The following is a 24,738-nucleotide window of genomic DNA, read 5'->3' as shown; positions in this document are numbered from 1 at the left end:
TAGCCCTATATTCAGAAAAAGTTTGTATTTCATTTGTTCCAACAAACTAATCTCTCTTCGCTACAAATTTTGTATTAAATCTAAGTAGTATTCTTTTAAGTTCTCTTTTAAAGAAGATGGCTCAATTATTTTTATAGTTTTACCAAAACTAGCTAGATACGAGATGATAAAGTCAATTTCAGCAGGCTCATAAGTTCCTATTAAATACGTCCCTTCATGTTCCTCCCGTAATTTCATCGAAGGATATTGTTGTTGCTTAAATATCTCTATCCCCCTCGCCGTAATTGAGCATTTAAATTGAATAGCTTGTTCAGTTGCTTTCCAAAGACTATGTGCATTATGTATATTTATATTTTCCAAATCCAGACTATCCTGAGCATCTACTATTTCTGACGACCTAATACGATCACAGCGAAACACTCGATAAGCAGATTTATCTAAATCGTAAGCCTGACAATACCAATAACCTTTCATTGCATAAATCGAAATCGGCTGAATCCGGCGCATTGTCGTTTGTTTCGGCGTTACATAGTTTATAGTTAAAGCCCTATTTTGAACAGCGGCTAACAAAATCTCTTCTAGATAACCACATTCATGTGCTTGTTCCGAATGAAAAAAGGAAACTCTTTTTTGCAAGTTTTCAATTTGCTCACGCTGTTTTGATGAAACACTATCCAAAAACTTCTTATTGATGGAACGAAACGAGATTTGAAAGGGAATACTTACAAAACTACTTAGTGCTTGCATTGCAAAATAAAGTGCAAAAACTTCATGATTTGTAAATAAAATCGGTGGTAATGTCATCGATTTTATTAAACGATATCCTCCATATCGACCATACTCTGCAAAAAGAGGTACACCCATTTCCTCTAAAGATGCAATATCACGTAAAGCTGTCCTTTTTGAAATTTGAAATTCATCCATTAAATCTTTCAATGTGAATGTTTGTTTTTGATTAATAAAGCGTAGCATCTGATTTAAACGTTCAACTTTTTTCATAAACTCTCCCTATAGGTGCCAATTAGTGGCACCTTATACTTGTATAGTAATAAGTGTAAACATATTTTGAAGGAGGCAATACAATGAACTTTGAAGTAATCACTTTTTTATCATTAAATGGGCAAGGTGCTAAAGCAATTGCATTTTACGAACAGCATTTAGGTGCTAAAGTTTTATTTAAAAAGAATTATAAAGAAATGAAAGAAATAGATCCGAATTTCACGTATAAAGAAAACCAAGAACATTATATTACCCATTCCGTTTTACAAATTGGTACTAATAAAATTATGATTGCAGAACAGGCAGTGGATTCCACACGCCCTTGGCAATTAAGTAATAGCTCATCATTATGCATTCAATCTAAAGATTTCCAAACCATTGAAACACTCTATCACAATCTAATTCAACATGATGAGGTTTATATTTTAACACCTTTTGAAAAAAACTCCTTCAGCCCGGGTTATGCCATTGTACGAGATCCTTTTGGAATAGTAATACAATTAACCGTGACAAAACATGACTTCTAAATTTCATTACGAATTAGCCATTAAAATTCATATCAATATTACAGGATAAGGAAGCAAAAAACATATAAAAAAAGCGTAGCCATTTTGGCTACGCTTTTGAATAATTATTTAGTTTCGATTAAACCATATTTCCCGTCTTTACGGCCATATACAACATTAGTTTCATTTGTATCAGCATTTGTGAAGACGAAGAAACTATGTCCTAGCATATCCATTTGCAAGATCGCTTCTTCAACGTCCATCGGTTTTAAATCGAATCGTTTTGTACGTACTAGTTCTAATTCATCCTCTTCTACCGCATCCAGAACAGCTACTGCTTCCGGAAGGATAAAGTTAGTTTTCACAGAACCTTTCTCACGTAACTTACGATTTACTTTTGTTTTATGTTTACGAATTTGTCGCTCAATTTTATCAACAACTAAATCGATAGCAGCGTACATATCGCTATTAGTTTCTTCTGCACGAAGTAATAAATCTGTAAATGGAATTGTTACCTCGATACGTTGCTTGTCAGAGTACACTTTTAAATTAACCTTAATCTCTGGGAATGTATCAAAATAACGCTCTAATTTACTTAGTTTTTTCTCTACATATTCCTTTAATGCTGGAGTTACTTCAATATTTTCACCACGAATGTTGAATTTCATAGATGAATTCCTCCTTTCAAGCCTATGTACTATAATTTCGACATTGGCTTAAAAACTCCTTCTAATTTTTTAAAAAAAATTAGTGGAATTGCGATTTTTTTATCGTTTTTTGTTGAAATGAAAAGATGCATCGTTTCTATCTTTATTTTATCCTATTAACATCGTGAATAACGAATGTAACTGTGGACAATTGGTTACAGAAAAGAAACAACTTTTTGACAACTTACCCACAACAAAAAAGCCCTTGTTACGAGCAAGAGCTTTCGCCATCTATATAATGCTGCTAAAAATACAGCTCTATCTTTTCCCAAAACTTAATTTTTACAGTTTCACAACATTAGCCGCTTGCGGTCCACGTGCTCCATCAACAATATCAAACTCCACTTGTTGACCTTCTTCTAACGACTTATACCCATCTTGTTGAATAGCAGAAAAATGAACAAACACATCGTCACCATCTTCACGCTCAATAAACCCAAATCCCTTTTCTGCATTGAACCATTTTACTCGTCCTTGCATGTTCATTCCATTCCCTTCACTCTTAAAATCAGGGCATTCGCCCCATATTCTGACTATAACGAATGACAAGACTTTTAGTCAAAGAAGATTTGTCGTCTTTTTATTATTCCTTTCGACATTCGCATATTAACCTCTACAAAGCGTCAAACAAGAAACTTCTCTCGCTCCTCGATCATAAGTAATTCCTGTCGTATACACATCATCCACGATTAAAACACGTTGCTCATGAAACATCTCTTCTCCCTGAAAATAAAAAGGATTAACTCCCGATATCCTTTCTTTACGCTTCTTCTTACTTTGTTTTTCTGTTTCAATTCTTCTTAATGATGTACAAAATATTTTGACAGGCAAACAAGAAGCTAGTAACTCAGCTTGATTAAAACCACGCTCGTATTCTCGCTCTTCACTAAGAGGGACCGGAATCACAGCTGAAACATTCGCAAAATATTTTTGAAAAAGACTTCGAATAGGCTGATGAAAAATATGTACTAATTCAGCATCTCCTCGAAATTTAAACTGTGCTAATATTTCTTTCATCCCTTCATCATACACATACAACGAACGATTTATGAGAGACGGGAACCTCTGCTCGTTCGTCCACCTTATGCAATCCTTACAAATATCACCGTTCTTATATTCCGCTGGTACAAGTTCTAAAGGCCGACCACACTCCTTGCAAATATCCCCTATAATATAGGAAAGTTTTTGCTCACATCTATCACATATATACTTTTTATGAGGCTTAACAAAAAAAGTGTACCAACTAACCGCATACAAAATATATTCGTCACAAAGTAGACAATGCATCAATCTATCAGTCCTTGTTCTTTAGCATTTTTATTCATACTTTGAATATGTTTTTTCGCGCGTACCATCGCCTCTGTCTTTCCATAATGAAAATAGATGACATCTCCATCCGGTTCATCAGCGCTTCTGCCAGCACGCCCTGCGATTTGAACAAGAGCACTTTCTGAAAATATTTCTTCCTCAGCTCCTAAAATTGCCACTTGTAAATTTTTCACAGTTATCCCTCGTTCCAAAATCGTCGTTGTAACTAATAAAGGGATTTCTCCCTTCCTGAAAGCTGCTACCTTCTCTTTTCTCGCCGGATCTTCTGCGTACACACCATCAATTTGATTGTTTAATGATTTTAATAAGTGGCTAATTTCTTCTACATATCGCACATGAGGAACAAATAGAAAAATGGGGTATCGTTTTGATAAGTACATATTTAACCATTGTAATAACGCACGAGGGATTTTTTTACGCATAAGACCCTTCTTCCAATTTCCGCACCACCGAAATATCGGGACTGGCAATGGATGACGATGATAACGTCCTGCAATAATAACCCCTTTTTGCTTACCATTCTGTAATTTACGCTTCCAATTTTCATCTGGAGTTGCAGTTAAATAAATACGTGCTGCCTCCTCTTTCATCGCTTCGTTTACTGCATAATGCAACATCTTATCCGCATGATATGGAAAAGCATCTATCTCATCTACAATCATGACATGGAACGCTCTATAGTAACGTAACAATTGATGTGTAGTTGCAACGATTAACGCCGCATCTTTTTCTCCGTCTAAACTCCCTCCGTATAAAGCAGCTACATTTATATTCGGAAACACTTCTTGTAATCTTGGTGCTAACTCAAGTACAACGTCCGTTCTCGGCGTTGCAATGCAAACTCTTTCTCCCCTTTGTAGTGCCTCTGCAATTCCACGAAACAACATTTCTGTTTTTCCAGCCCCGCACACCGCCCAAATGAAAAATGATTCTTTCTGCTTAACAGCATCAACAACACCTGGTGCAGCCAATTCCTGACCAGCAGACAAAATACCTTTCCACTGTAAAGGATTCAAATAATTTTCTCCTTGTATTTTAGCAATCCCGCGCACCAGTACAGCACATTCACTGACCCTTCCCATCGTTATACACTTACGACAATACGTACATACTTTACTGCACCGTTTACATACAAATGATGCAAATAGTCGTTGCTCTATATTGCCGCAACGCTGGCATGTATATTTTGAAAATTTCTTAATTACGCCTTGCACACAAACGACTTCTCGGTTCCTTTTCAAATGATCCAATTTATCCTGCAAATCTGAAGAAAGTTCTTCTAACAATAACTGTCTACCAGCTAACATCATCAATAACCACCTCCAGCACTACTATAAATCCTTCTCTTTATCTCGTAAAAACTCAAAAAAGCCGATAACCTACTTATAAAATAGTAAGCTATCGACTTTATACACATATTTTATTCAATTATAAATCCTAGAATCTACCGTATCCTAAGAAATGTTTTTGGTTGTACGAACTGTTAATATCACCGTACGCAATCCCTTTATCACTCGCATGAATCATTTGTCCATTCCCAACATAAACACCGATGTGAGACGGACCATTTTTATAAGTGTTTTGGAAGAACACTAAATCTCCAGGCTGTGGGCTACTTACTTTAGAAACTGAATTCCAATATCCATTAACATCTTGACGTCCTACACCAAAGATGTAAGAAATAAATCCACTACAGTCAAAACCACCGTTTGATGGAGATGCACTTGCCCAAACATAAGGCATACCTAAGTATTGTTTCGCTTTACCAATTACGCCAGTATCCGGAGCTGGTACTGGTGCTGGTGCTGGCTTTTCTTTTTTAGGCTCTTCTTTTTTAGGTTCTTCTTTTTTAGGCTCTTCTTTTTGAGCTTGTCCACCATTGTTCGCTGGTGCAGCTTGCTGTACTGGGGCTGCAGCTGGTTGAGCTTGTGCTTCTTTAGCTTGTGCTTCTTTAGCAGCTTGTTCTGCTTGTTTTTGAGCAGCAGCTTCTTGTGCAGCTTTTGCTTGCGCTTCTTCTTCCGCAATACGTTGTAATTGCAGTGCTTGTTTCTCAAGATCTTTCAATTGGCTTTCCGTGCTTGTCATTGAAGTTACAACTGTATCCATTTTACCGCTTAAATCATTTACCGCTGTTGCTTTTTTCTCTTTTTCAACGTCAAGTTCTTTCTTGGCAGTTTCAATTTGAGCTTGTGCTTCTTTTAATTCTTTTTGTTTTTCTTTTACTGTCTCAACATCTTTTTTCACGTTCGTTTGATCTTCTTGTTGAGTTTTCATGATATCTTCGTCAGACTCAAGAATTTTAGACACAGAATTTAAACGATCCACTAAATCTGCAATATTTTTCGAGTTTACAAGAACTTCTGTTACAACGTTCGTATTCGGTTGTTCTTGTAGTGCAACTAAACGTTTTCTTAATAACTCTTCACGTTTTGCAATCTTTGTTTGTAGTTCTGCAATATCTTTATTTTTCTTTTCAATTAATTGCTCAGTATCAGAAACTTTTTTCGTTGTTTCATCAAGTTTTGCAGCGTTCTCTTGAACAGACTTATCTAAACCTTGAATTGTTTTGTTTAAGTCGTTCATTTGTTTTTGTAATTCATCACGTTCTTGTTGTTGTTTATGTAAAGTGTCATTTTGTGTGTTAATTTGTGAGTTCACGTCAGAAATTTTATCCTCTGCAAATACATTTGGTGTTAGCCCTGAAAACATTAACCCTGCAACTAATGCGCAAGATGCCATTTTTAGCTTTTTCATTTTATTTTTTACACCGCTTTCTTTTTTCATTTTCCGTATATAACCTATTAAAATTTATACCATAATTCGGGAGTTTTTTTGCTAATGTTACGGTTTTGTAAAATAAATGTAATATTACATTTATCTCTATAGCAAAATACATCTAAATTTGTATATATATGTAGAAATTTAGGTGACTTCCGACATTTTTTATAGAATTGAAAAAAACGTAAGGGAATCCCTTACGTTTTGAAAATACTCCAAGTATGAATGAGATAGAAACGTTACTTCATCCATTTCTCAGCCCAATTTTGGACTTCATCCATAACACGTTCCAACGCTTTCCCTTTATCAGTTAAACCATACTCGATTCTAACTGGTACTTCTGGGTAAACATTACGAACTACAATACCTTCACCTTCTAATTCCTTTAAACGTTCTGACAACATACGATCGCTCATATTCGGTATAATATCTGCGATTTCTCTAAAACGTTTCGGCTCTTCCAACAAAGATTTAATAATTAAGCCAGTCCATTTCTTACTAAGCAATGTAAAAGCTGACTCAAACTTTGGACATAAACAAGAATTATGCTCCATATGTTTCACCTCTATCCTATTATAAAATAGTTTCTTGTAAAAAGTAAGTAATAAAACTTTCCTCATTATTTAATTTTACGTACATTTTACCATTTCCAAATATTAACTTGTCAATTCTTCGTAAAATACCCGTAAAAAACCCTCTTCAAGTAAGAGAGCTTTTACATCTTTATCACTTCGTATACCAGCCTAAACCAAGCGCACCTTCACCTAAATGCGTCCCAATTACAGCTCCGAAATAACTCGTACGAATTGTAACGTGAGGGTATATCTCTTCTAATTCTTGTTTCCATTCATTAGCTTCCTCTTCACGATTCGCATGAATAATAACAGCCTCCATAGGCACACCTTTACTTGCCTGCTCATCAAAGATTTCAACGATACGTTTTAATGCTTTTTTACGCGTACGAATTTTTTCGAATGGAATAATTATTTTATCTCTAAAGTATAATACTGGTTTTACTTGTAACAAACTGCCGATGAAAGCTTGCGCGCTATTTAATCTTCCACCGCGCTGTAAATGATGTAAATCATCTACTACAAAATAAGCATCCATCGTTTTTTTCATTTCATCAAAGCGAGCGATAACCTCTTCTGGAGCTTTCCCTTCACCTGCTAATTTCGCACCTTCACGCACGTAAAATCCTTGTACTTCACAACTAATTTCAGAGTCGTACGTATATACATCGATACCATCTACCATCTGTCCAGCTGTCGTTGCCGTTTGGTATGTACCACTAATTCCACTGGAAAGGTGAATGCTAATAACTGCATCATATTCTTTAGATAACTCTTCATATAACTCTAAAAACTTTCCAATTGCTGGTTGCGAAGTTTTCGGAAGTTCTTCTTGTTCACGTACTTTTACATAAAAATCATTTGCTGAAATTTCAGCCTCTTCTTGATAAGATTCCGTTCCAAACACAACGTTTAATGGAATCATATATATATTGAGTTCATCACGAATATGCTTCGGTATATATGCTGTACTATCAGTAACAATAGCTGTTTTCATTTTCGTACCTGCCTTATAAAAAATTTTTATTCCCTAATTTTACACGAAAACGAGAAAAGGTGCATCCATACATAAAAATGCCAATTAGAAATTATAATCACCCTCTCGACAAATTACAACAACAAGATCAAATCCTCATCAAAAATTTCAACATATTTGCAAAAAATGTTTGAATATAAAAACAACCGCTTTTAAAATGTAAAGTACTAGTCATTTTGAAGAATAGGGGCGTATACCATTGTTATTACAATATTTAACAATCAAAGGCTACGGCGAGCACGAAATTGTCATTCAAAAATCAAGATTCATTTGCTATGTGAATCGCGCCACAACAGAAGAGGAAGCTCAAGCATTTATACAAAAAATAAAAAAACAAAATTGGAATGCAACACATAATTGTTCTGCATATTTAATCGGTGAACAAGATCAAATTCAAAAAGCGAATGATGACGGTGAACCGAGCGGCACAGCTGGTGTACCTATGTTAGAAGTATTAAAAAAACGAGGTCTAAAAGATACTGTCGTCGTCGTTACACGCTATTTTGGCGGCATTAAACTTGGTGCTGGTGGATTAATTCGTGCATATGGAAAATGTACAAGTGAAGGTCTTAACCATGTCGGCGTTGTTGAACGAAAACTAATGCGCGTTATGCAAACAGAAATTGATTATACGTTGCTTGGCAAGCTAGAAAATGAATTACGTAATTCAGAATATGCCATTAAAGATATACACTATCTAGAAAATGTCACATTCGATACTTATGTAGAAGAGGACAAAAAACAACCATTCATAGATTGGATGATTGAATTAACAAATGGGAAGTGTACAATTAAAGAAGGAGATATGTTGTACTTAGAACAAGACGTTATCTAAGAATAGCTAACTTATCGCCTCTAAAGATTAATGTAGTGAATTAATTCCCTACAAATGAACTAAGGAGATTATATATGGAAGAACGTTATTATCATCTCCAAAATAGCAGAATAAAAAAGAAACGTAGAAGAAAACTTTTCTTCTTTCTTATTTTCGCATTTTTATTTGGTAGCGTAGGACTTTATGTATTAAATTCCTACACTTCTCTCATGGGGATGTACAGTGGATTTAACCGTGAAAAATCTAAATTACGAGCAGAAGATGTGGAAATCACAAAAAAACCTTTCACAATACTAATTATGGGTATTGAGGATTACGCAACAGATGGTCAAAACGGCCGAACAGATTCACTTATGTTCGCGACAGTTAATCCAAACTCAAAAAAGGTTTCACTTATGAGTATCCCTCGCGATTCTCGTGTTAAGATTGTTGGTAAAAATAAAGAAGACAAAATTAACGCTGCCCATGCTTATGGTGGAGAAAAAATGGCAATTGACACCGTCGAAGGATTTTTAAAAGTCCCTGTTGATCATTATATTAAAATTGATTTCCAAGGCTTTAAAGGTATCGTTGATGCTGTTGGAGGTATTACAGTTGATGTTCCTTTTGATTTCGAGGAGCGCTCCGATATAGATTATTACAAATTAATTCACTTTAAACAAGGTAAACAAGACTTAAACGGTGAAGAGGCACTCGCTTACGTCCGCATGCGAAAGCAAGATCCTAACGGTGACTATGGCCGAGCAGCGAGACAAAGGCAAGTACTGGCGGCTGTTGCCCAACAGCTAAATTCTGCTTCAACCGTATTTAAAATTAAAGATTTAACCGCGGTAGTTGGGAAATATATAAAAACCGATATTCCTATTTCTGACGGACTTGCTCTTTACAATAAAATCTCTGGATTCGACCCACAAACGATCCAAACATTAAAGCTTGAAGGAGAAGATAAAAAAATTGGTGGTATTTATTATTTCCTTCCAGACCCAATCAGTGTAGAGACAACTCGTAACGAGATATTAAAAGAAATAGGGGAAAAAGAACAAGCCCCAACAGAAACTACAAAAAATGAGAGTACAAATTCTGATTCTAACTCCATCGCAAAACAAAAGAAGGAACCGAGTGAGAACAAAACACCACCACCTCCTCCTTCTACAAATGCTCATGCAGAGTGGATTATGAGGAATCATGAATAAAAAAAGCCAAATCGTATACGATTTGGCTCTTTTTATTTCCCGCGATTGTTGTGGGCTAATACTAAATGAAGGATGCAACCTTCCATTTAGTAAAGTTTCACTTTATTTGTTGAAGTGTTGTAAAATCGCTTCTACAATACGCTCTGATGCACGACCGTCGCCGTAAGGATTAGATGCTTTCGTCATCTTATCATGAGCTTCTTTATCTGATAACAACTCATCAGCAAGACCAAAGATTGTTTCTTCATCTGTTCCTGCTAATTTCAGCGTACCTGCTTCGATACCTTCTGGGCGTTCCGTCGTGTCACGAAGGACAAGAACTGGCACACCTAGTGACGGTGCTTCTTCTTGTACACCACCAGAATCAGTTAACATTAAGTATGAACGAGCTGCAACGTTATGAAAATCGATTACATCTAGCGGCTCAATTAAATGAATGCGGCTATGCTCGCCTAAAATATCATTCGCTATTTCACGAACAACAGGATTCATATGAACAGGGTATACAACTTGTACATCTTCGTGTTTATCAACAAGACGCTTAATTGCACGGAACATATTGCGCATTGGTTCCCCTAAGTTTTCACGACGATGTGCTGTCATAAGTACAAGACGATCATTTTCAAGTTTTTCCAATACCGGATGGCTATAAGTTTCTTTTACAGTCGTCTTCAGTGCATCGATCGCTGTATTTCCTGTTACGAAAATGCGTGACTCATCTTTATTTTCTTTTTGTAAGTTCGTTGCTGATTTTGTTGTAGGTGAGAAATGAAGATCCGCCATTACACCTGTTAGTTGGCGATTCATCTCTTCTGGATATGGAGAATACTTATCCCATGTACGAAGTCCTGCTTCAACATGTCCTACTGGAATTTGATTATAGAAAGCAGCTAAGCTTGCAATAAATGTCGTCGTTGTATCACCATGCACAAGTACGATATCAGGCTTCGCTTCTTTCATTACTTTATCTAAACCTTCTAAACCACGTGTTGTAATATCAATTAACGTTTGACGATCTTTCATGATATTCAAATCGAAATCTGGCGTAATTCCAAAGATATTTAATACTTGATCTAACATTTGACGGTGTTGTGCTGTTACAGTCACAATCGATTCAATTTTTTCTGGGTGCTTTTGCAATTCTAATACAAGAGGTGCCATTTTAATTGCTTCTGGTCGTGTCCCGAAAATTGTCATTACTTTTAAACGTTCAGTCATTTCATTACCTCTTTTCTTTCACTAGTTACAACTTCTATTATCGCATATAAAAATATGCATGTGAAAATACACTTTTTAACGTACCTGAGAAACATTACTATGACAGACGCCTTTTCGCCCAACTGAGTAATAATCTAACCCCTGCTTCTCGGCATCCTCATTAGTATAACAATTTCTCCCATCAAATAGAATAGGTTCCCTCATAAGCTGTACATACTTCTCTAGCGGATAATTTCGAATTGATTCCCATTCTGTTACGATAAAAACTGCATTTGCCGCTCTAATCGATTCGTCTATACACTCAGCGTATCGTATAGCATTTCCAAATATACCTTTTACATTTTGAATAGCCTGCGGGTCATATACAACCACATCTGCACCTATATTAATTAATTCTTGTATTATAATAAGAGAGGGTGCTTCTCTAATATCGTCAGTATTCGGTTTGAATGCTGCACCAAGAACCGCAATCCGCTTCTTCTTCATATTTATCATTTTCTTCGCTTTTTCTATTAACAACAACTGTTGTTTATTATTCACTTCAATGACTGCTTTCAACAAGCGAAAATCATGAGAAACATTCCCTGCAATTTGCACAAGTGCTTTCGTATCTTTCGGAAAACAAGACCCTCCATATCCGATGCCCGCATTTAAAAAAGATGCACCAATTCTCTTATCCATCCCCATCCCTGTAGATACATCTAATATATCTGCACCCACCTGCTCACATATATTGGAAATCTCATTAATAAAACTAATCTTCGTAGCCAAAAAAGCATTAGATGCATATTTAATCATCTCAGCACTTCGAATATCCGTAATATACGTTTGTAAGCTTAATTTGCTGTACAAATTCTCTACTTTCCTTGCTGCTTCCTCACTACATGCTCCAATTACAATGCGATCACCATGAAAAAAATCATAAATACCAGAACCTTCCCTGAAAAATTCTGGATTCGATACGATATGTAATTCGTGTCTACCTTGTAGTTTCTCCTCAATCCATTCCCTCATCGCATCATTTGTACCTACTGGAACCGTACTTTTCGTAACAACAATAATATCGTTATTCACATATGTTCCAATATCATCACAAGCACTACGAATATACGTTAAATCTGCTGTTCCATCTAATAAAGATGGTGTTCCAACTGCAATAAATATAAACTCTACATCATTAAATGCCGTTAGTCTGCTTGCTGTAAAAGTTAAATGACCGTTCTCATACTCTTCATTTATTAATTCATTTAATCCACATTCATAAATAGGTAACTCACCTTGTTTGATCTGTTCAATTTTTTCACTATTTATATCAAAACATGTGACTGAATGTCCCAATTTCGCCAATCCTACTCCAGTAATCAATCCAACATATCCGGTACCTATTATCGTAATTTTCATTTTCCTTTCGCACAGGAATATACATAAGAAAATATACGAATACATAGAATCCCCCCTGTGCTTCCCCCTCTCGCACTAAAAATAAGAAAACTTTTTTCTTATTTATTATATGAATTTTCTTTTTATTCATTTTTAAGATTTTGTAAAGTTAAATGATGCAATATATATAAAATGTAAATTCCCACATTTTAACACGGAACTTACTCATTTTTACGTGCAACACTTATAATAAAATACTTGTTATAGAAGAGGCAGATACACTGTCATATTTCAAGTCGCAATATGAACAACCTTCTCAAACGATCCAACATTCTATTTACAATTGTCATATATTCTATGCACTTCCATTTACAGCTAAAAGAAAAAAAGATTGAATTCTAATCTTTTTGTGATACCATATGTTATGAGCCTGTAAATAAACATCATAATTTTCAGATAAATACAATTAGAAAAATTACGTTAAACTATAAAAGGTGGGGTATTAATGGACTCACAAGTGATTTATGCCATTTTGGCATCTTTCATCACTGTACTCGTCGTTACTCCTTTAGTTATTAAATTAGCTTTCAAAATAGGAGCAACAGATAAACCAAACGCACGTAAAGTACACCAAAAAATTATGCCTCGTCTTGGCGGGTTAGCAATTTTCATCGGTGTAGCTGTAGGATTTGTTGTCGGTGGATTGTACGAACAAAGAATGCTATCGATAACTTTAGGTGCTATCATTATTGTTATCATCGGGATTTTAGATGATATGTACGAACTATCTGCGAAGGTAAAATTCGGTGGACAACTATTAGTTGCCATCATGATTGTAAAAAGTGGATTATTAGTGCAAGTATTATATATTCCAATTATTGGAGATACTGAACTCGGATGGCTTGCTTATCCAATTACAGTATTTTGGATTGTCGGTATTACAAATGCCATCAACTTAATTGATGGATTAGATGGATTATCCGCAGGGATTTCATCTATCGTACTTGCAACGCTAGCATATATGGCCTTCACTAGCCCATGGGGTACTGGAGCAGCTATTATATTACCTCTAGCACTAATCACATTAGCAAGTACAATTGGATTTTTATTCTACAACTTCCATCCTGCAAAAATCTTCATGGGAGATACAGGAGCACTATTTTTAGGATACTGTATTTCTGTTATATCGTTACTTGGATTATACAAAAGCGTAACGTTATTCAGCTTTATCGTTCCAATTATTATTTTAGGTGTACCTATATTTGATACGACGTTTGCAATTATCCGCCGTATCGTAAATAAAAAGCCTATTTCAGCACCAGATAAGTCGCATTTACATCACCGTTTGCTTGCAATGGGATTCTCTCACCGTAAAACGGTACTAATTATTTACGCACTTGGTATTTTCTTTAGCGTAAATGCAATCATTTTCAGTAGTGCGACACTATGGTTATCCATTATTCTTCTTTTCGTTTTAATCTTCTTTACAGAAATTATTGCTGAAGTAATCGGTCTTGTACACGAACGTTACAAACCAATTATTTCCTTCTATAAAAAAGTGAAAAAACGCGAAGACTAATTGTAGTATAGCCTTTACTTTTATGAAATATTCAAATAGCATCCTCTTTTCCATAAGAGGATGCTATTTTTATTTTTTAAACCTTATTCCCTATTTCCAAAATATAGATTGTTTGAGAGTGCCTCTATTGGAGAAAGATATACGTATAACGAAAAAAGTATCAAATTTTCATTTTTACATCTTGATTGTCAAACTGAGGGTGAATGTTATGATCAAGCGATTACTTCAATGTATAATTTTATTTTTAACTATTACTATGTACGCATCATCTAATACAGAAGCAACTACAGACATTCAAGCAGAAAATCAACAAAGCACTCAAACTACCTCTCCTACAAAAAAAATTGCGTACTTAACATTTGATGACGGACCGAATAAATACACACCACAAATTTTAAATATTTTAAAAGAGAAGAACGGAAAAGCAACTTTCTTCGTTATTGGCGGAAAAGTGCCACATTATAAAAAAACGATGGAGCGATTGATTAAAGATGGACATTATATTGGTCTCCATAGTATGTCACATGATGTAAAACGTCTTTATACTGGCGATCCATCAATTTTAATTGAAGAAATGGAGCAAACCCAAAATATTGTCCGGCAAATTACACATCTAAATACACATCTCGTTCGTGTCCCATACGGTAGCATGCCTTACTTAAAAAAGAATTACCGCGACGCACTCGTATCTTCCCAGTATAAAATGTGGGATTGGACAATTGATACATATGACTGGAAAAGCTATGATAATCCTTCCGCAATACTAGAAAGAGTGCAAAATCAAAGCGATGAACAAGTAGAGGTTATTTTAATGCATGATTCTAGTGTCACAGTGCAAATACTTCCAAAAGTAATTGATTATTTGCAATCACAAGGATATAAACTACTTCCCTACAATCCATCTTCCCATCTCGAAGTGAATTTTTGGAAAGACACAAGATTGTAACAGCTTTAGTGCTTATATACTAAAGCTGTTTTATTTTTCTCTTCCCACACTTCCCATTTTTGTGTAAAATTTTAAATAGTGATGAAGTTTCGAGGTGAATAGAAATGAAACGAATAGATCTCATTTTTAACGCAATACAAAAAGGGAATTATACAGAAGGTGTAACAGCATCAGAACTCGCTACACTTCTACAGTTAGACCGTGCAAATGTTAGTAGCGACTTAAACAAGCTCGTGAAAGATGATCGTTTATTAAAAACGAGTACACGTCCTGTCCGTTTTTATATAGAAACGAATACTTCATTGGAAACGCATTCAACAAAAGGTACTTCATTAGATACATTTGCAATTGAAAATACAAGCCTAAAAATTGCAATTGAAAAAGCAAAAGCTTCTATTCTCTACCCTCCAAACGGTATGCATACTTTACTACTTGGAGAAACAGGGGTCGGAAAATCGATGTTCGCTTCTTTAATGCACGAGTATGCAATTGAAGTGGAACAACTTCCAAAAGATGCGCCTTTTATCGTCTTTAACTGTGCTGATTATGCAAACAATCCACAACTACTACTTGGACAGTTATTTGGGATAAAAAAAGGAGCTTACACAGGTGCCAGTGATCAAAAAGGTTTAATTGAAAAAGCCCATGAAGGAATCCTTTTCTTAGATGAAGTACATCGTCTCCCTCCAGAAGGACAAGAAATGCTCTTCACATTTATTGATCGCGGAGTATATCGCCGCCTTGGAGAAACAGAAAATGAACGTAAGGCACAAGTATTAATTATTACTGCAACAACAGAAGAACCAAACTCATTTTTATTAAAAACATTTACAAGACGTATTCCAATGACCGTTACGCTTCCACCACTTCGTGAGCGAACGCATAAAGAACGCTTTGCTTTATTGCAACTATTTTTCACAAATGAAGCAATTCGTCTAAGGAAAGAGATTCATGTTAGTCCAAATGCAATGCGGGCTTTCGTCTTTTACAATTGTCCAAATAACATCGGCCAATTGAAAACGGATGTACAAATTGCCTGTGCGAAAGCTTATTCTGATTTCGTAACAAAAAAACGTGATTCTGTCGGTGTTTCAAGTACAGATTTACCTTGGTATATGAAAGAAGGACTGTTTATCGAAAGAAAGAGCCGTCACCTATACCAAATACCAAATGAAACATTTGTATTTACAGGTGATGAAGGCTGGAGCAAGCATAAAACAGAAGATGAAAAACGTTCTTCTATTTACGATTATATTGATTATAAATATGAAGAACTTCAAGCACGCGGCATTGAAGAGGACGAATTAGAATTACTAATAGAAAATGATATTCAAAGCTTTTTCGTTCAATATTTTAACCAAATGTCTAAAAAAACAAGTCATGAAAATGTTTTTAAAATTGTGGATCGTAATATCGTTTCCGTATGTGAAAAAATTGCAGAACTAGCTGAAAAACATTTATCTAAGACTTTTGATGAAAAAGTGTTTCTTGCTTTAAGTTTACATGTACAGACAACTCTACAACGATTACAGGGCGGGAAACAAATTCACCACCCACAATTAAATCAAATTCGTACGAAATATAAAGAAGCTTTTTCCGTAGCTATGCAATGTATTCAACTGTTAGAAGAAGAATTACAAATAACAATGCCTATTGATGAAGCAGGCTTCTTAACAATGTTCTTCGTTGTTGACCCAATTCCTGCCTCACAAACAGAAGTAAAAGTATTAATATTAGCGCATGGTAATGGCATCGCAACAGAAATGGCAAACGTCGCAAACGAACTTCTCGGTATTGATGAAGTAACTGGTATCGATATGCCCTTGCATGAATCACCGAAAGATTTCTTAGAGCGTGTTAAGGTGTATATGAAAACACTTCAAAATGTAAACGGGCTTCTCTTACTTGTTGATATGGGATCTCTCGCTTATATTGGTGATATATTAGAAACTGAGTTCAAAATTCCTGTACGTGTTCTTTCCATGACAAGCACACCACATGCACTAGAAGCAGCTCGAAAAGCTCAGCTTGGCTACTCATTAGATGCACTATATGAAACAGTGAAGAACTTAACGCCATTCTATTTAAATGTACAAGAGGAAAAGAAAAAGCCGCTGTCACCAATGAAATCTGTTATTTTAACAGCTTGTTTAACTGGTGAAGGAAGTGCTTTAGCAATTCAAAAAATGTTAGAGAACTATTTACGCTTTGATAAAGACTTAATTGAAATTATTCCGATTAGCATCGTTCACGAAAAAGATTTAACAAAAATGATCGAGAACATAAAAAAAGAGCGTAATATCATTTGTATCGTCACGAATTTCGATGTGCAAGTACCATGCTTAACATACCACTTCCAAGACATTGTGAACTACACAGCGATTCAGCCAATTCAAGAATTAATTACGTATGAAGAAACATATGCGAAAATGGCTGATATTCTTGAACAACAAATGCAGCGTAACGATGGCGCATTACTCATTAAAACAATTCGTTATGCATTAAATACAATTCAAGAATTAATTTCTTTACAGCTAACTCCTGACAGTTTAATGGGTGTGATTTTGCATATGAGCTGCATGGTTGACCGTCTTCAAAAAGGTGAAAGTCTCCTCCCTCATCCTGATAAAGAGAAACGAAGACAGGATGAGTACTGGATGTATATGAAAGTAAAAAAAGCATTGCAACCTATTGAAAATACATTTGAAATACAAATACCAGATGACGAAGTATTTTATGTAATGGACTTCTTCATCAAAAATCAACCTGTAAAAAATTGATCTAGGCGATATTTTAAATATATCGACTTACCGACAATACTTCACAAAAACGGCAACCAGTATAATTAAAAAAGGCTGTTCCAATTTTTTTGGACAGCCTTTTTTCTACTTCTTTACTTTCCTGATTCTCCCCCTTATTTCTCCCTTCTTATTGGACTTTGTATAAACATTTACATATACATTCGCCTGAATAATTTCTTGAAGCAAGCTGTCAAATGCTCTCCCCTGTAAGGGCCCTTCAAAATCCTCCACATTAGCTACACCAGTAACGACTCCTTCATTTACACTAATACCTTGCTTTAGCGGACCAAACAAACTTAAAACAACTGGACCAATTTGATCTGCTTTCCCTAAATGAATTTGACACGATGTAACTTTTTCAACATTTTTCAATATGACTCGATATTGCAACTTCTTTAAATCCTCACTAAAAATAAACTCTGTTACACCATAAGCTTCTGTATTTACAGGAGGTATTTCCCTCTTCCCTGTTAACTTAGCAAAGAAATGTGTTGTCATACTGGCATTCTCCTCATATAAATTTCCCAGCACTACTTCTACTACTTTATGGTTTAGACATAATCATTTATGACTTTTTCAATTTTTAATTACAACTAAAAGATTCACAAAATCTTTACATAGAAATCATTTCATTCACTTTATTGCCTCTTGTATAATGCACTTAGAAAAACATTCTTGGAGGTCATTTTGAAAAATAACAACTACTCTTTTCGATTATTAATGGAGATTTTTCTCGTCTCATTTAAATTAGGACTCACTTCGTTTGGAGGCCCTGTCGCCCATCTTGGGTATTTTCATCATGAATACGTGCAAAAAAGAAAATGGATGGATGAACGAAGTTACGGAGACTTAGTAGCACTATGTCAATTCCTTCCTGGACCAGCCAGCAGTCAAGTCGGGATGGGGATTGGATTATTACGCGGGGGATTATTAGGATCCATTATTTCATGGATTGGATTCACTCTACCGTCTGTGCTCGTTTTAGTTTTCTTCGCTTCATTCCTTAATCAGTTCGAACTTGGAAGTACGGGCTGGATTCATGGACTGAAACTTGTAGCGGTTGCAATTGTCGCTCATGCAATATGGGGAATGGCTCAAAAGTTAACACCGGACCGAAACCGTGCAACAATCGCGATTGTAACTGCCGCAATCGCCCTATTATGGCCAAGTAGTTGGACACAAGTCATTCTCATTATAATATCTGGCTTTATTGGTTGGTTTTTATATCGCGGCCAACCAGTTAACCAAGCTCACAAAATAAACGTCCCTATTTCAAAAATGGTAGCAATTTCTTGTCTCATCTTATTCTTCGGACTATTAATACTGCTACCAATATTACGACCGTACTCTTATTTTATATCTTTATTTGACAGCTTCTATCGCTCTGGTGCACTTGTATTTGGCGGAGGACACGTCGTACTTCCTCTTCTTGAAAGTGAGTTTGTACAAAACGGGATGATGACAAAAGAACAATTTCTGGCTGGATACGGATTAACACAAGCAGTACCAGGACCACTCTTTACATTTGCCTCTTATATAGGAGCAGCGCTAAATGGAACCGCCGGAGCAGTTGTTGCAACAATCGCGATCTTTCTTCCTGCCTTCCTGCTCGTTATTGGCGTCTTACCATTCTGGGACAGTGTAAGGAGAGTATCCTACATACAAGGCGCACTACTTGGAGTGAATGCAGCCGTTGTCGGTATTTTACTAGCAGCTTTTTATGATCCAATTTGGACGAGTACAATTATGAATTCTGTGGATTTCGTTTTTGCTTCTCTTCTATTTTGCTTACTCGCTTTTTGGAAAACGCCACCTTGGGTTATCGTTATACTTGGAGCCTTTGGCGGATATGTTCTATCCATTTTATAAAGTGAAACTTTAATCAGCCCTCACCAATCGGGCTGTCCAGCAAATAGCGGGATAAATAGAAAAAACGACGGCATTATGTAGCCGTCGTTTTTCTATTAAAACTTCACAAGCTCTATTCCTTTAGGTAACTCGCTCTCTGTTAAAATACGCAACTCTTTCACGCGATCCATTACGTAAGAAGAACGCTTCACAAGCTCTGGATCAATATAAGCTGGATGCACCATAATTTCTACCGTTTGCTCACCTTGTACTCTTTCTTTTAACTTCACGAAGTAATCTTCCTTCACACCATCCGCGTAAAAGTCACTGTAAAACACGTCAGAAAATGGGCGTACTGCTCGATCTTCCTCACAACGACGAATTGGAACATTATATTTAGCCGCTAATCTCTCAAGAACATCGTGCAAGATCGGCAATCCATGTACGTGATGATGGCTATCTAAATGAGTTGGTGTTAATCCGTAAGATAAGAATTTCTCAATTTGAGCAGTCCATTCTCTCTCAACTTCTTCTGGACTTACCTTCCCTTCCCATACAACGCTTTGTTTATGAAACGATCCATCGTTACTTACAAGTGATGGTACGTCTCCAAGAAGCGGTTTCCCTGCCGTTAATACGAGATGTACTCCTACCCCTAACGTTTTATACTCTTTCGCTAAGCGTACTGCATGTTCTGTCCCTGGCATATTCATCATCATCGTCGTTGAATTTACAAGCCCATTTTTATGTCCATCAATAATTCCGTAATTTGTACCTTCTGTAAGACCGAAATCATCTGCATTTACAATTAGCTTAATCATCGTAATACCCCCTACTAGAATTAAAAAAAGCGGGCTAAATAGCGCCGCCTTTTATTTCTCTATCTTTTTAAAGAATTGTGGAAGATGCTCTTTATGTGCTTCCAACATTTCATCTAAAATTTGTTTTGCAACTTTATCTGATGGTACAAGTGGATTAATTGTCATAGCAAGCAACGCCTTATGATAATCTCCTGTAACAGCAGCTTCAATTGTTGTGCGCTCAAATGATTTAATTTGCTGTACTAAACCGCGAACTGGTACTGGAAGATCTCCAACTGCAATTGGTTTTGGACCTTCTTTCGTAATAATACAGTTCACTTCAACAGCAGAATCATGTGGTAAGCTTGCAATTGTTCCGTTGTTTCGTGTATTAACAGGCTGGATATCACCTTTATTATTGTAAATAGACGTAATTAAGCTACATGCTGCGTCACTATAATAAGCTCCGCCACGTTTTTCTAATTGTGGTGGCTTAATATCTAAATTCGGGTCTTTATATAACTCGAATAAATCATCCTCTAATTGTTTTACTACTTCTGCACGTGTACCTTTTTCAATTGAAGCTTCTTTCTCTTCTTCTAACATTTCACGTGTTTTATAGTAGTAACGATGGTATGGACATGGAATTGCACGCAGGCCGCGAATAAAGTCTGGCTCCCAGTTAAGCGCAGCGATATTTTCCATTGTGATTTGCTTTTCTGGATCTGTTACAAGCTCTAACACACGATCCATTACACTTACTCCATCTAAGTATACATCTAATCCGTATACCATATGATTTAAACCTGCGAAATCTACATGTACCCGGCTTGCATCTACTTCGAGTAATCTCGCAAGACCCATACGAATTCCGATTGGAACGTTACACAGACCAACTACTCTTTGAATGTTTGTATAACGAAGGACAGCTTCTGTTACCATACCAGCCGGATTTGCGAAGTTAATAAGCCATGCGTTTGGACAAAGTTCCTCCATGTCCTTACAAATATCTAAAATAACAGGAATCGTTCTCAGCGCTTTAAATAAACCACCAGGACCATTCGTTTCCTGACCGATTACATCATATTTTAACGGGATCGCTTCATCTTTTGCACGTGCCTCTAATAAACCAACGCGAAGCTGTGTTGTTACGAAGTCAGCACCCTTTAATGCCTCACGACGATCAAGTGTTAAATGAATATTAATTGGTAAACCTGATTTTTTCACCATACGTTTCGCTAAGTTACCAACGATTTCTAACTTTTCTTTTCCTGCCTCAATATCTACTAACCAAATTTCACGAACAGGAAGCTCATCATAACGTTTAATAAATCCTTCAATTAACTCTGGTGTATAACTAGATCCACCGCCGATTGTAGCAATTTTAATTCCAGTCATGCTTTATTCCCCTTTCGCTTCTAGCTTTTTATAAAGGTCAATAAATTCTGCTGCTAATTCTTTTACTGTAATCGCATTCATTAAATGATCTTGTGCATGAATTAAAAGAACACTAATCTCTGTTTTTTCTCCTCTTGCTTCTGATTGTATGAGCTCTGTTTGGAAATGATGCGCTTCATTAATCGCTTCTTTCGCCTTTGCCATCGCTTCGTCTGCTTCTGCCATTTTCCCCTGTTTGGCAAATTGAAGTGCCTCCATTGCAAAGCTTCGTGCATTACCACTATTTAAAATCAATTGGAATGGAATTTGTTCTGCTGTAGTCATCATAATTACCGCCCTCTCTATTATGGTTCAACTGATTTAAATACCCCTTCAGTTTGAACATGTCTATTAAATTATTATTTTATTAATGATAGTTTGGTGTTCTTGTAGATGGGTCTCATCTTTCTGAACATGATATAAAGGTAATTGTTCTCACAGACAATACTGTCTGTGAGAACAATCTCTATGTTACATAGGTACAGAGTTGTTATTTCCTTGCGCTGCTGCTTTTTCAGTACGAACAACTGAACGGTCACATAACACAACGAATGGATAATAGATTACCATTGCAATTATAAAGTTGAATAACTGTAGAATCGCACCAGAAATATGTCCACCTGTTACAAGATAACCACTAATAATTGGTGGTGTTGCCCATGGAATCATCACAACTGTTTTTGGTACCCATCCAATAGATATAGCTGTATAAGAAGTAATTACTAATACAATTGGTGTTATGATAAACGGTAAGAATAAAATTGGATTTAAAATAATTGGTGTACCAAATATTACTGGTTCGTTAATATTGAATGCACCTGGTCCAATTGATAAGCGAGATACACCGCGCAATTGTGCACTTTTTGCTACAAGTAATACCACTACTAAGAAAGCTAATGTTGCACCAGAACCACCAAGATATACGAAAGTATCAAAGAATGGTTTTGTAACAATGTTTGGAACATCAAATGCAGATGTGCCACCTTTGAATAAATTAATATTTTTCTCTAGTGCCGGTAAGTATAATGGCTCAATAATACCACCAACGATATTTGGACCATGTAAACCGAAGAACCAAAGAAGATGAACAAGGAATACAATGACAATTGCACTTGGTAATGTCCCTGCTAAACTTTGCAGTGGTGATTGAATCGTATTAAAGATAAATTCATGAACACTTGTACCAGCTAATTTCACTGCTAATTGAATACCTGCAACTGCTGTTAAGATAACAAATGCAGGAACTAAAGCTGCGAAAGATCTTAAAACTGCCGGTGGTACTCCATCAGGCATTTTAAATGTAATTTCTCTTTGTACAAAGAAACGGAATACTTCAGTAACAAGGAGTGCCACAATAATTGCTACGAATAACCCTTGTGCACCTGTCCAAGCTAAATCCAATCCGCCTTCTTTCGGTGTTGTTGGCGTAAGAATAATTAACGCACCAAATGAAATAATACCTGCTGACAAACCATCAACGCCGTAAGATTTTGCTAAGTTATAACTTGTTGTAAATGCTATGATTAGTGCTAGAATCGCGAAAGAACCAGTCCACATTCCACCGCCAACTTGTTTCCACGTTTCACCAAACAAACCTTTCATGAAATCTTGGAAAGCCTCAGATGGAAAACCATTAATTAGTGATGCCAGTGCACCAACTAAAATAAGTGGCATAACTGCAATAAATCCATCACGGATCGCAGCTAAGTGACGTTGCGATCCAATTTTACCAGCGACAGGAACAATATACTTCTCCATAAATGCAATAAACTTTTGCATTTCGCTTCCCCCCTAATTATTTTTTAAGTTTTAATGCGTGATCTAAAACTGCTTCTCCATTCATCATGCCGTAGTGCATTGGATTGATAACGTCGATTCCAACGTTTCTCTCATCAGCAAGCGCTTTCATTGAAGAAAGCATGTAACGAACTTGTGGTCCTAGTAATAAAACATCTGCTTGATCGATATTTGTTTTTACTGCATCCCCAGATACAGCCCAAATCTTTCCTTCTAGACCGCGAGCTTTTGCAGCCGCTTCCATTTTTGTAACTAGTAAACTTGTAGACATCCCTGCTGAACAACATAATAAGATATTCATTTATAAATCCCCCTTGTGTGGTATAAAAAATTTATGTTTTTTATTTTTCTTTACGCTATTTATTAATGCAATTACCGTGCCAACTTTTTAAAACGCCTAAAATCAGCGTTTTTTCGAGCAATTTATTTGTGTGTTACCGCTTTCAATTAGTGTGTCACCCGAAAAACGCACAGTGTGTTATAAAACAACACGCTTTTAACACATAACTGTATGAAAATAGATTAGTGTTTAGTTGTCTAGTTGGGTTTAAAACAAAAAAACACTAAATTTTTTTTAAAACGTGAAAATATAATAACGAAAAATATAATATTTCGAATTAAATCAAAAACAAATACCTATTCAAGACACTCGTCTAACTATTGTCCAGTCAACCCCTATTAAATTACATAGAATAGAATAAAATAAAGTATTTTGAAAGGGGATTCCAATGCCAAAGCATCGAAAAAAGAATAGAATGAAGATTCACAGAATACAGTTTCAAAATAAATGGTATAAAAAAGAAGAAGATTCCGAATTAAATTCAGACACGTATAAACTAGACAAACAGAACACTGAAGATACGCACGACAAACAAGACAAACAGGACAAACAGGACAAACAAGACAAACAGGACAAACAAGACAAGCAAGATAAACAAGACAAGCAAGATAAACAAGACAAGCAAGATAAACAAGAC

23 protein-coding genes and 1 pseudogene are annotated in these 24,738 nt (G+C 35.9%); 8 read left to right on the top strand and 16 right to left on the bottom strand.

What is annotated here, in order from left to right; translation table 11 throughout:
- Positions 1–60 precede the first annotated feature (60 nt).
- Positions 61–999, bottom strand: coding sequence for a helix-turn-helix transcriptional regulator (locus BAQ49_RS28285; RefSeq protein WP_071748002.1), 939 nt, complete (start codon positions 997–999; stop codon positions 61–63).
- An 83-nt stretch (positions 1,000–1,082) separates the two neighbouring features.
- On the opposite strand from BAQ49_RS28285, the gene BAQ49_RS28280 reads away from it, so the two are divergent.
- Positions 1,083–1,526: a VOC family protein gene (locus BAQ49_RS28280; protein ID WP_071748001.1), complete on the top strand. Its 444-nt coding sequence runs from the start codon at positions 1,083–1,085 to the stop codon at positions 1,524–1,526.
- A gap of 104 nt (positions 1,527–1,630) precedes the next feature.
- On the opposite strand, the gene hpf is transcribed toward BAQ49_RS28280, so the two are convergent.
- From hpf to BAQ49_RS28245, 7 genes are all read right to left on the bottom strand, one after another.
- Positions 1,631–2,173 (bottom strand): ribosome hibernation-promoting factor, HPF/YfiA family, encoded by a 543-nt coding sequence (hpf, locus tag BAQ49_RS28275; protein ID WP_002034758.1) that lies wholly within the window; start codon positions 2,171–2,173, stop codon positions 1,631–1,633.
- 321 nt (positions 2,174–2,494) lie between these two features.
- Positions 2,495–2,692 (bottom strand): cold shock protein CspC, encoded by a 198-nt coding sequence (cspC, locus tag BAQ49_RS28270; protein ID WP_001990088.1) that lies wholly within the window; start codon positions 2,690–2,692, stop codon positions 2,495–2,497.
- A gap of 126 nt (positions 2,693–2,818) precedes the next feature.
- Positions 2,819–3,499 (bottom strand): ComFC family protein, encoded by a 681-nt coding sequence (locus BAQ49_RS28265; protein ID WP_071748000.1) that lies wholly within the window; start codon positions 3,497–3,499, stop codon positions 2,819–2,821.
- On the bottom strand, positions 3,499–4,848 hold the full coding sequence (comFA, locus tag BAQ49_RS28260; protein ID WP_071748083.1) for an ATP-dependent helicase ComFA: 1,350 nt from the start codon (positions 4,846–4,848) through the stop codon (positions 3,499–3,501). Before comFA ends, BAQ49_RS28265 begins: the two co-directional genes overlap by 1 nt.
- Before the next feature lie 130 nt (positions 4,849–4,978).
- Positions 4,979–6,325, bottom strand: a complete 1,347-nt coding sequence (locus BAQ49_RS28255) for a C40 family peptidase (RefSeq protein WP_116733515.1) — start codon at positions 6,323–6,325, stop codon at positions 4,979–4,981.
- 233 nt (positions 6,326–6,558) lie between these two features.
- Positions 6,559–6,873 carry a winged helix-turn-helix transcriptional regulator gene (locus BAQ49_RS28250; protein ID WP_000400851.1) on the bottom strand — a complete coding sequence of 105 codons (315 nt, stop codon included), beginning with the start codon at positions 6,871–6,873 and terminating at the stop codon, positions 6,559–6,561.
- 172 nt (positions 6,874–7,045) lie between these two features.
- A complete protein-coding gene (locus tag BAQ49_RS28245; protein ID WP_000844771.1) occupies positions 7,046–7,888 on the bottom strand; it encodes a DegV family protein in 843 nt (280 codons plus the stop codon).
- 238 nt (positions 7,889–8,126) lie between these two features.
- Between BAQ49_RS28245 and BAQ49_RS28240 the strand changes: the two genes are divergently transcribed.
- Positions 8,127–8,762, top strand: a complete 636-nt coding sequence (locus BAQ49_RS28240; RefSeq protein ID WP_071734660.1) for a YigZ family protein — start codon at positions 8,127–8,129, stop codon at positions 8,760–8,762.
- A gap of 74 nt (positions 8,763–8,836) precedes the next feature.
- Positions 8,837–9,955, top strand: coding sequence for an LCP family protein (locus BAQ49_RS28235; protein WP_000392810.1), 1,119 nt, complete (start codon positions 8,837–8,839; stop codon positions 9,953–9,955).
- 102 nt (positions 9,956–10,057) lie between these two features.
- Here BAQ49_RS28235 and wecB read toward each other — a convergent pair whose 3' ends face one another.
- Positions 10,058–11,173 (bottom strand): non-hydrolyzing UDP-N-acetylglucosamine 2-epimerase, encoded by a 1,116-nt coding sequence (gene wecB, locus BAQ49_RS28230; protein WP_071747999.1) that lies wholly within the window; start codon positions 11,171–11,173, stop codon positions 10,058–10,060.
- A gap of 75 nt (positions 11,174–11,248) precedes the next feature.
- Positions 11,249–12,619 (bottom strand): UDP-glucose dehydrogenase family protein, encoded by a 1,371-nt coding sequence (locus tag BAQ49_RS28225; RefSeq protein WP_071747998.1) that lies wholly within the window; start codon positions 12,617–12,619, stop codon positions 11,249–11,251.
- A 439-nt stretch (positions 12,620–13,058) separates the two neighbouring features.
- On the opposite strand from BAQ49_RS28225, the gene BAQ49_RS28220 reads away from it, so the two are divergent.
- From BAQ49_RS28220 to BAQ49_RS28210, 3 genes are all read left to right on the top strand, one after another.
- Entirely contained in the window at positions 13,059–14,132 is a 1,074-nt protein-coding gene (locus BAQ49_RS28220; RefSeq protein WP_071747997.1) for a UDP-N-acetylglucosamine--undecaprenyl-phosphate N-acetylglucosaminephosphotransferase TagO, read from the top strand.
- Positions 14,133–14,340: 208 nt separating this feature from the next.
- Positions 14,341–15,078 (top strand): polysaccharide deacetylase family protein, encoded by a 738-nt coding sequence (locus BAQ49_RS28215; RefSeq protein ID WP_071747996.1) that lies wholly within the window; start codon positions 14,341–14,343, stop codon positions 15,076–15,078.
- A gap of 104 nt (positions 15,079–15,182) precedes the next feature.
- A complete protein-coding gene (locus tag BAQ49_RS28210; protein ID WP_071747995.1) occupies positions 15,183–17,858 on the top strand; it encodes a sigma-54-dependent transcriptional regulator in 2,676 nt (891 codons plus the stop codon).
- Positions 17,859–17,963: 105 nt separating this feature from the next.
- Here BAQ49_RS28210 and exsM read toward each other — a convergent pair whose 3' ends face one another.
- Positions 17,964–18,377 (bottom strand): exosporium regulatory protein ExsM, encoded by a 414-nt coding sequence (exsM, locus tag BAQ49_RS28205; protein ID WP_071747994.1) that lies wholly within the window; start codon positions 18,375–18,377, stop codon positions 17,964–17,966.
- A gap of 189 nt (positions 18,378–18,566) precedes the next feature.
- Here exsM and BAQ49_RS28200 point away from each other — a divergent pair, with 189 nt between their 5' ends.
- Positions 18,567–19,748 (top strand): chromate transporter, encoded by a 1,182-nt coding sequence (locus tag BAQ49_RS28200; protein ID WP_071747993.1) that lies wholly within the window; start codon positions 18,567–18,569, stop codon positions 19,746–19,748.
- Between the two features lie 95 nt (positions 19,749–19,843).
- Here the strand turns inward: BAQ49_RS28200 and chbG are convergent, their stop codons facing one another.
- From chbG to BAQ49_RS28175, 5 genes are all read right to left on the bottom strand, one after another.
- Positions 19,844–20,548 (bottom strand): chitin disaccharide deacetylase, encoded by a 705-nt coding sequence (gene chbG / locus BAQ49_RS28195; protein ID WP_071747992.1) that lies wholly within the window; start codon positions 20,546–20,548, stop codon positions 19,844–19,846.
- Positions 20,549–20,599: 51 nt separating this feature from the next.
- Entirely contained in the window at positions 20,600–21,925 is a 1,326-nt protein-coding gene (gene celF / locus BAQ49_RS28190; RefSeq protein ID WP_071747991.1) for a 6-phospho-beta-glucosidase, read from the bottom strand.
- A 3-nt stretch (positions 21,926–21,928) separates the two neighbouring features.
- Positions 21,929–22,252, bottom strand: coding sequence for a PTS lactose/cellobiose transporter subunit IIA (locus tag BAQ49_RS28185; RefSeq protein ID WP_000989047.1), 324 nt, complete (start codon positions 22,250–22,252; stop codon positions 21,929–21,931).
- Positions 22,253–22,435: 183 nt separating this feature from the next.
- Entirely contained in the window at positions 22,436–23,743 is a 1,308-nt protein-coding gene (gene celB, locus BAQ49_RS28180; RefSeq protein ID WP_071747990.1) for a PTS cellobiose transporter subunit IIC, read from the bottom strand.
- Positions 23,744–23,759: 16 nt separating this feature from the next.
- The gene (locus BAQ49_RS28175; protein ID WP_071747989.1) at positions 23,760–24,062 is read right to left on the bottom strand and encodes a PTS sugar transporter subunit IIB; all 303 of its coding nucleotides are present in this window, start codon (positions 24,060–24,062) and stop codon (positions 23,760–23,762) included.
- A 427-nt stretch (positions 24,063–24,489) separates the two neighbouring features.
- On the opposite strand from BAQ49_RS28175, the pseudogene BAQ49_RS28170 reads away from it, so the two are divergent.
- Positions 24,490–24,738 (top strand): annotated as a pseudogene (locus BAQ49_RS28170) (polyamine aminopropyltransferase); the annotation flags it as partial.

The organism is Bacillus proteolyticus (assembly GCF_001884065.1).
Taxonomy (GTDB): Bacteria; Bacillota; Bacilli; order Bacillales; family Bacillaceae_G; genus Bacillus_A; species Bacillus_A proteolyticus.
The sequence above is the reverse complement of the archived record's forward strand: the minus strand, read 5'-3'. Positions and strand labels throughout refer to the sequence as shown.

What these genes read in the sequence shown, in the direction of transcription:
- BAQ49_RS28255 (WP_116733515.1), bottom strand. Translation starts at nt 6,325, where the DNA reads ATGAAAAAAGAAAGCGGTGTAAAAAATAAAATGAAAAAGCTAAAAATG.
- BAQ49_RS28265 (WP_071748000.1), bottom strand. Translation starts at nt 3,499, where the DNA reads ATGCATTGTCTACTTTGTGACGAATATATTTTGTATGCGGTTAGTTGG.
- BAQ49_RS28280 (WP_071748001.1), top strand. Translation starts at nt 1,083, where the DNA reads ATGAACTTTGAAGTAATCACTTTTTTATCATTAAATGGGCAAGGTGCT.
- cspC (WP_001990088.1), bottom strand. Translation starts at nt 2,692, where the DNA reads ATGCAAGGACGAGTAAAATGGTTCAATGCAGAAAAGGGATTTGGGTTT.
- BAQ49_RS28285 (WP_071748002.1), bottom strand. Translation starts at nt 999, where the DNA reads ATGAAAAAAGTTGAACGTTTAAATCAGATGCTACGCTTTATTAATCAA.
- BAQ49_RS28225 (WP_071747998.1), bottom strand. Translation starts at nt 12,619, where the DNA reads ATGTATTCGTATATTTTCTTATGTATATTCCTGTGCGAAAGGAAAATG.
- celF (WP_071747991.1), bottom strand. Translation starts at nt 21,925, where the DNA reads ATGACTGGAATTAAAATTGCTACAATCGGCGGTGGATCTAGTTATACA.
- wecB (WP_071747999.1), bottom strand. Translation starts at nt 11,173, where the DNA reads ATGACTGAACGTTTAAAAGTAATGACAATTTTCGGGACACGACCAGAA.
- BAQ49_RS28235 (WP_000392810.1), top strand. Translation starts at nt 8,837, where the DNA reads ATGGAAGAACGTTATTATCATCTCCAAAATAGCAGAATAAAAAAGAAA.
- BAQ49_RS28220 (WP_071747997.1), top strand. Translation starts at nt 13,059, where the DNA reads ATGGACTCACAAGTGATTTATGCCATTTTGGCATCTTTCATCACTGTA.
- BAQ49_RS28210 (WP_071747995.1), top strand. Translation starts at nt 15,183, where the DNA reads ATGAAACGAATAGATCTCATTTTTAACGCAATACAAAAAGGGAATTAT.
- BAQ49_RS28245 (WP_000844771.1), bottom strand. Translation starts at nt 7,888, where the DNA reads ATGAAAACAGCTATTGTTACTGATAGTACAGCATATATACCGAAGCAT.
- BAQ49_RS28215 (WP_071747996.1), top strand. Translation starts at nt 14,341, where the DNA reads ATGATCAAGCGATTACTTCAATGTATAATTTTATTTTTAACTATTACT.
- BAQ49_RS28185 (WP_000989047.1), bottom strand. Translation starts at nt 22,252, where the DNA reads ATGATGACTACAGCAGAACAAATTCCATTCCAATTGATTTTAAATAGT.
- chbG (WP_071747992.1), bottom strand. Translation starts at nt 20,548, where the DNA reads ATGATTAAGCTAATTGTAAATGCAGATGATTTCGGTCTTACAGAAGGT.
- exsM (WP_071747994.1), bottom strand. Translation starts at nt 18,377, where the DNA reads ATGACAACACATTTCTTTGCTAAGTTAACAGGGAAGAGGGAAATACCT.
- BAQ49_RS28175 (WP_071747989.1), bottom strand. Translation starts at nt 24,062, where the DNA reads ATGAATATCTTATTATGTTGTTCAGCAGGGATGTCTACAAGTTTACTA.
- celB (WP_071747990.1), bottom strand. Translation starts at nt 23,743, where the DNA reads ATGCAAAAGTTTATTGCATTTATGGAGAAGTATATTGTTCCTGTCGCT.
- comFA (WP_071748083.1), bottom strand. Translation starts at nt 4,848, where the DNA reads ATGTTAGCTGGTAGACAGTTATTGTTAGAAGAACTTTCTTCAGATTTG.
- BAQ49_RS28250 (WP_000400851.1), bottom strand. Translation starts at nt 6,873, where the DNA reads ATGGAGCATAATTCTTGTTTATGTCCAAAGTTTGAGTCAGCTTTTACA.
- hpf (WP_002034758.1), bottom strand. Translation starts at nt 2,173, where the DNA reads ATGAAATTCAACATTCGTGGTGAAAATATTGAAGTAACTCCAGCATTA.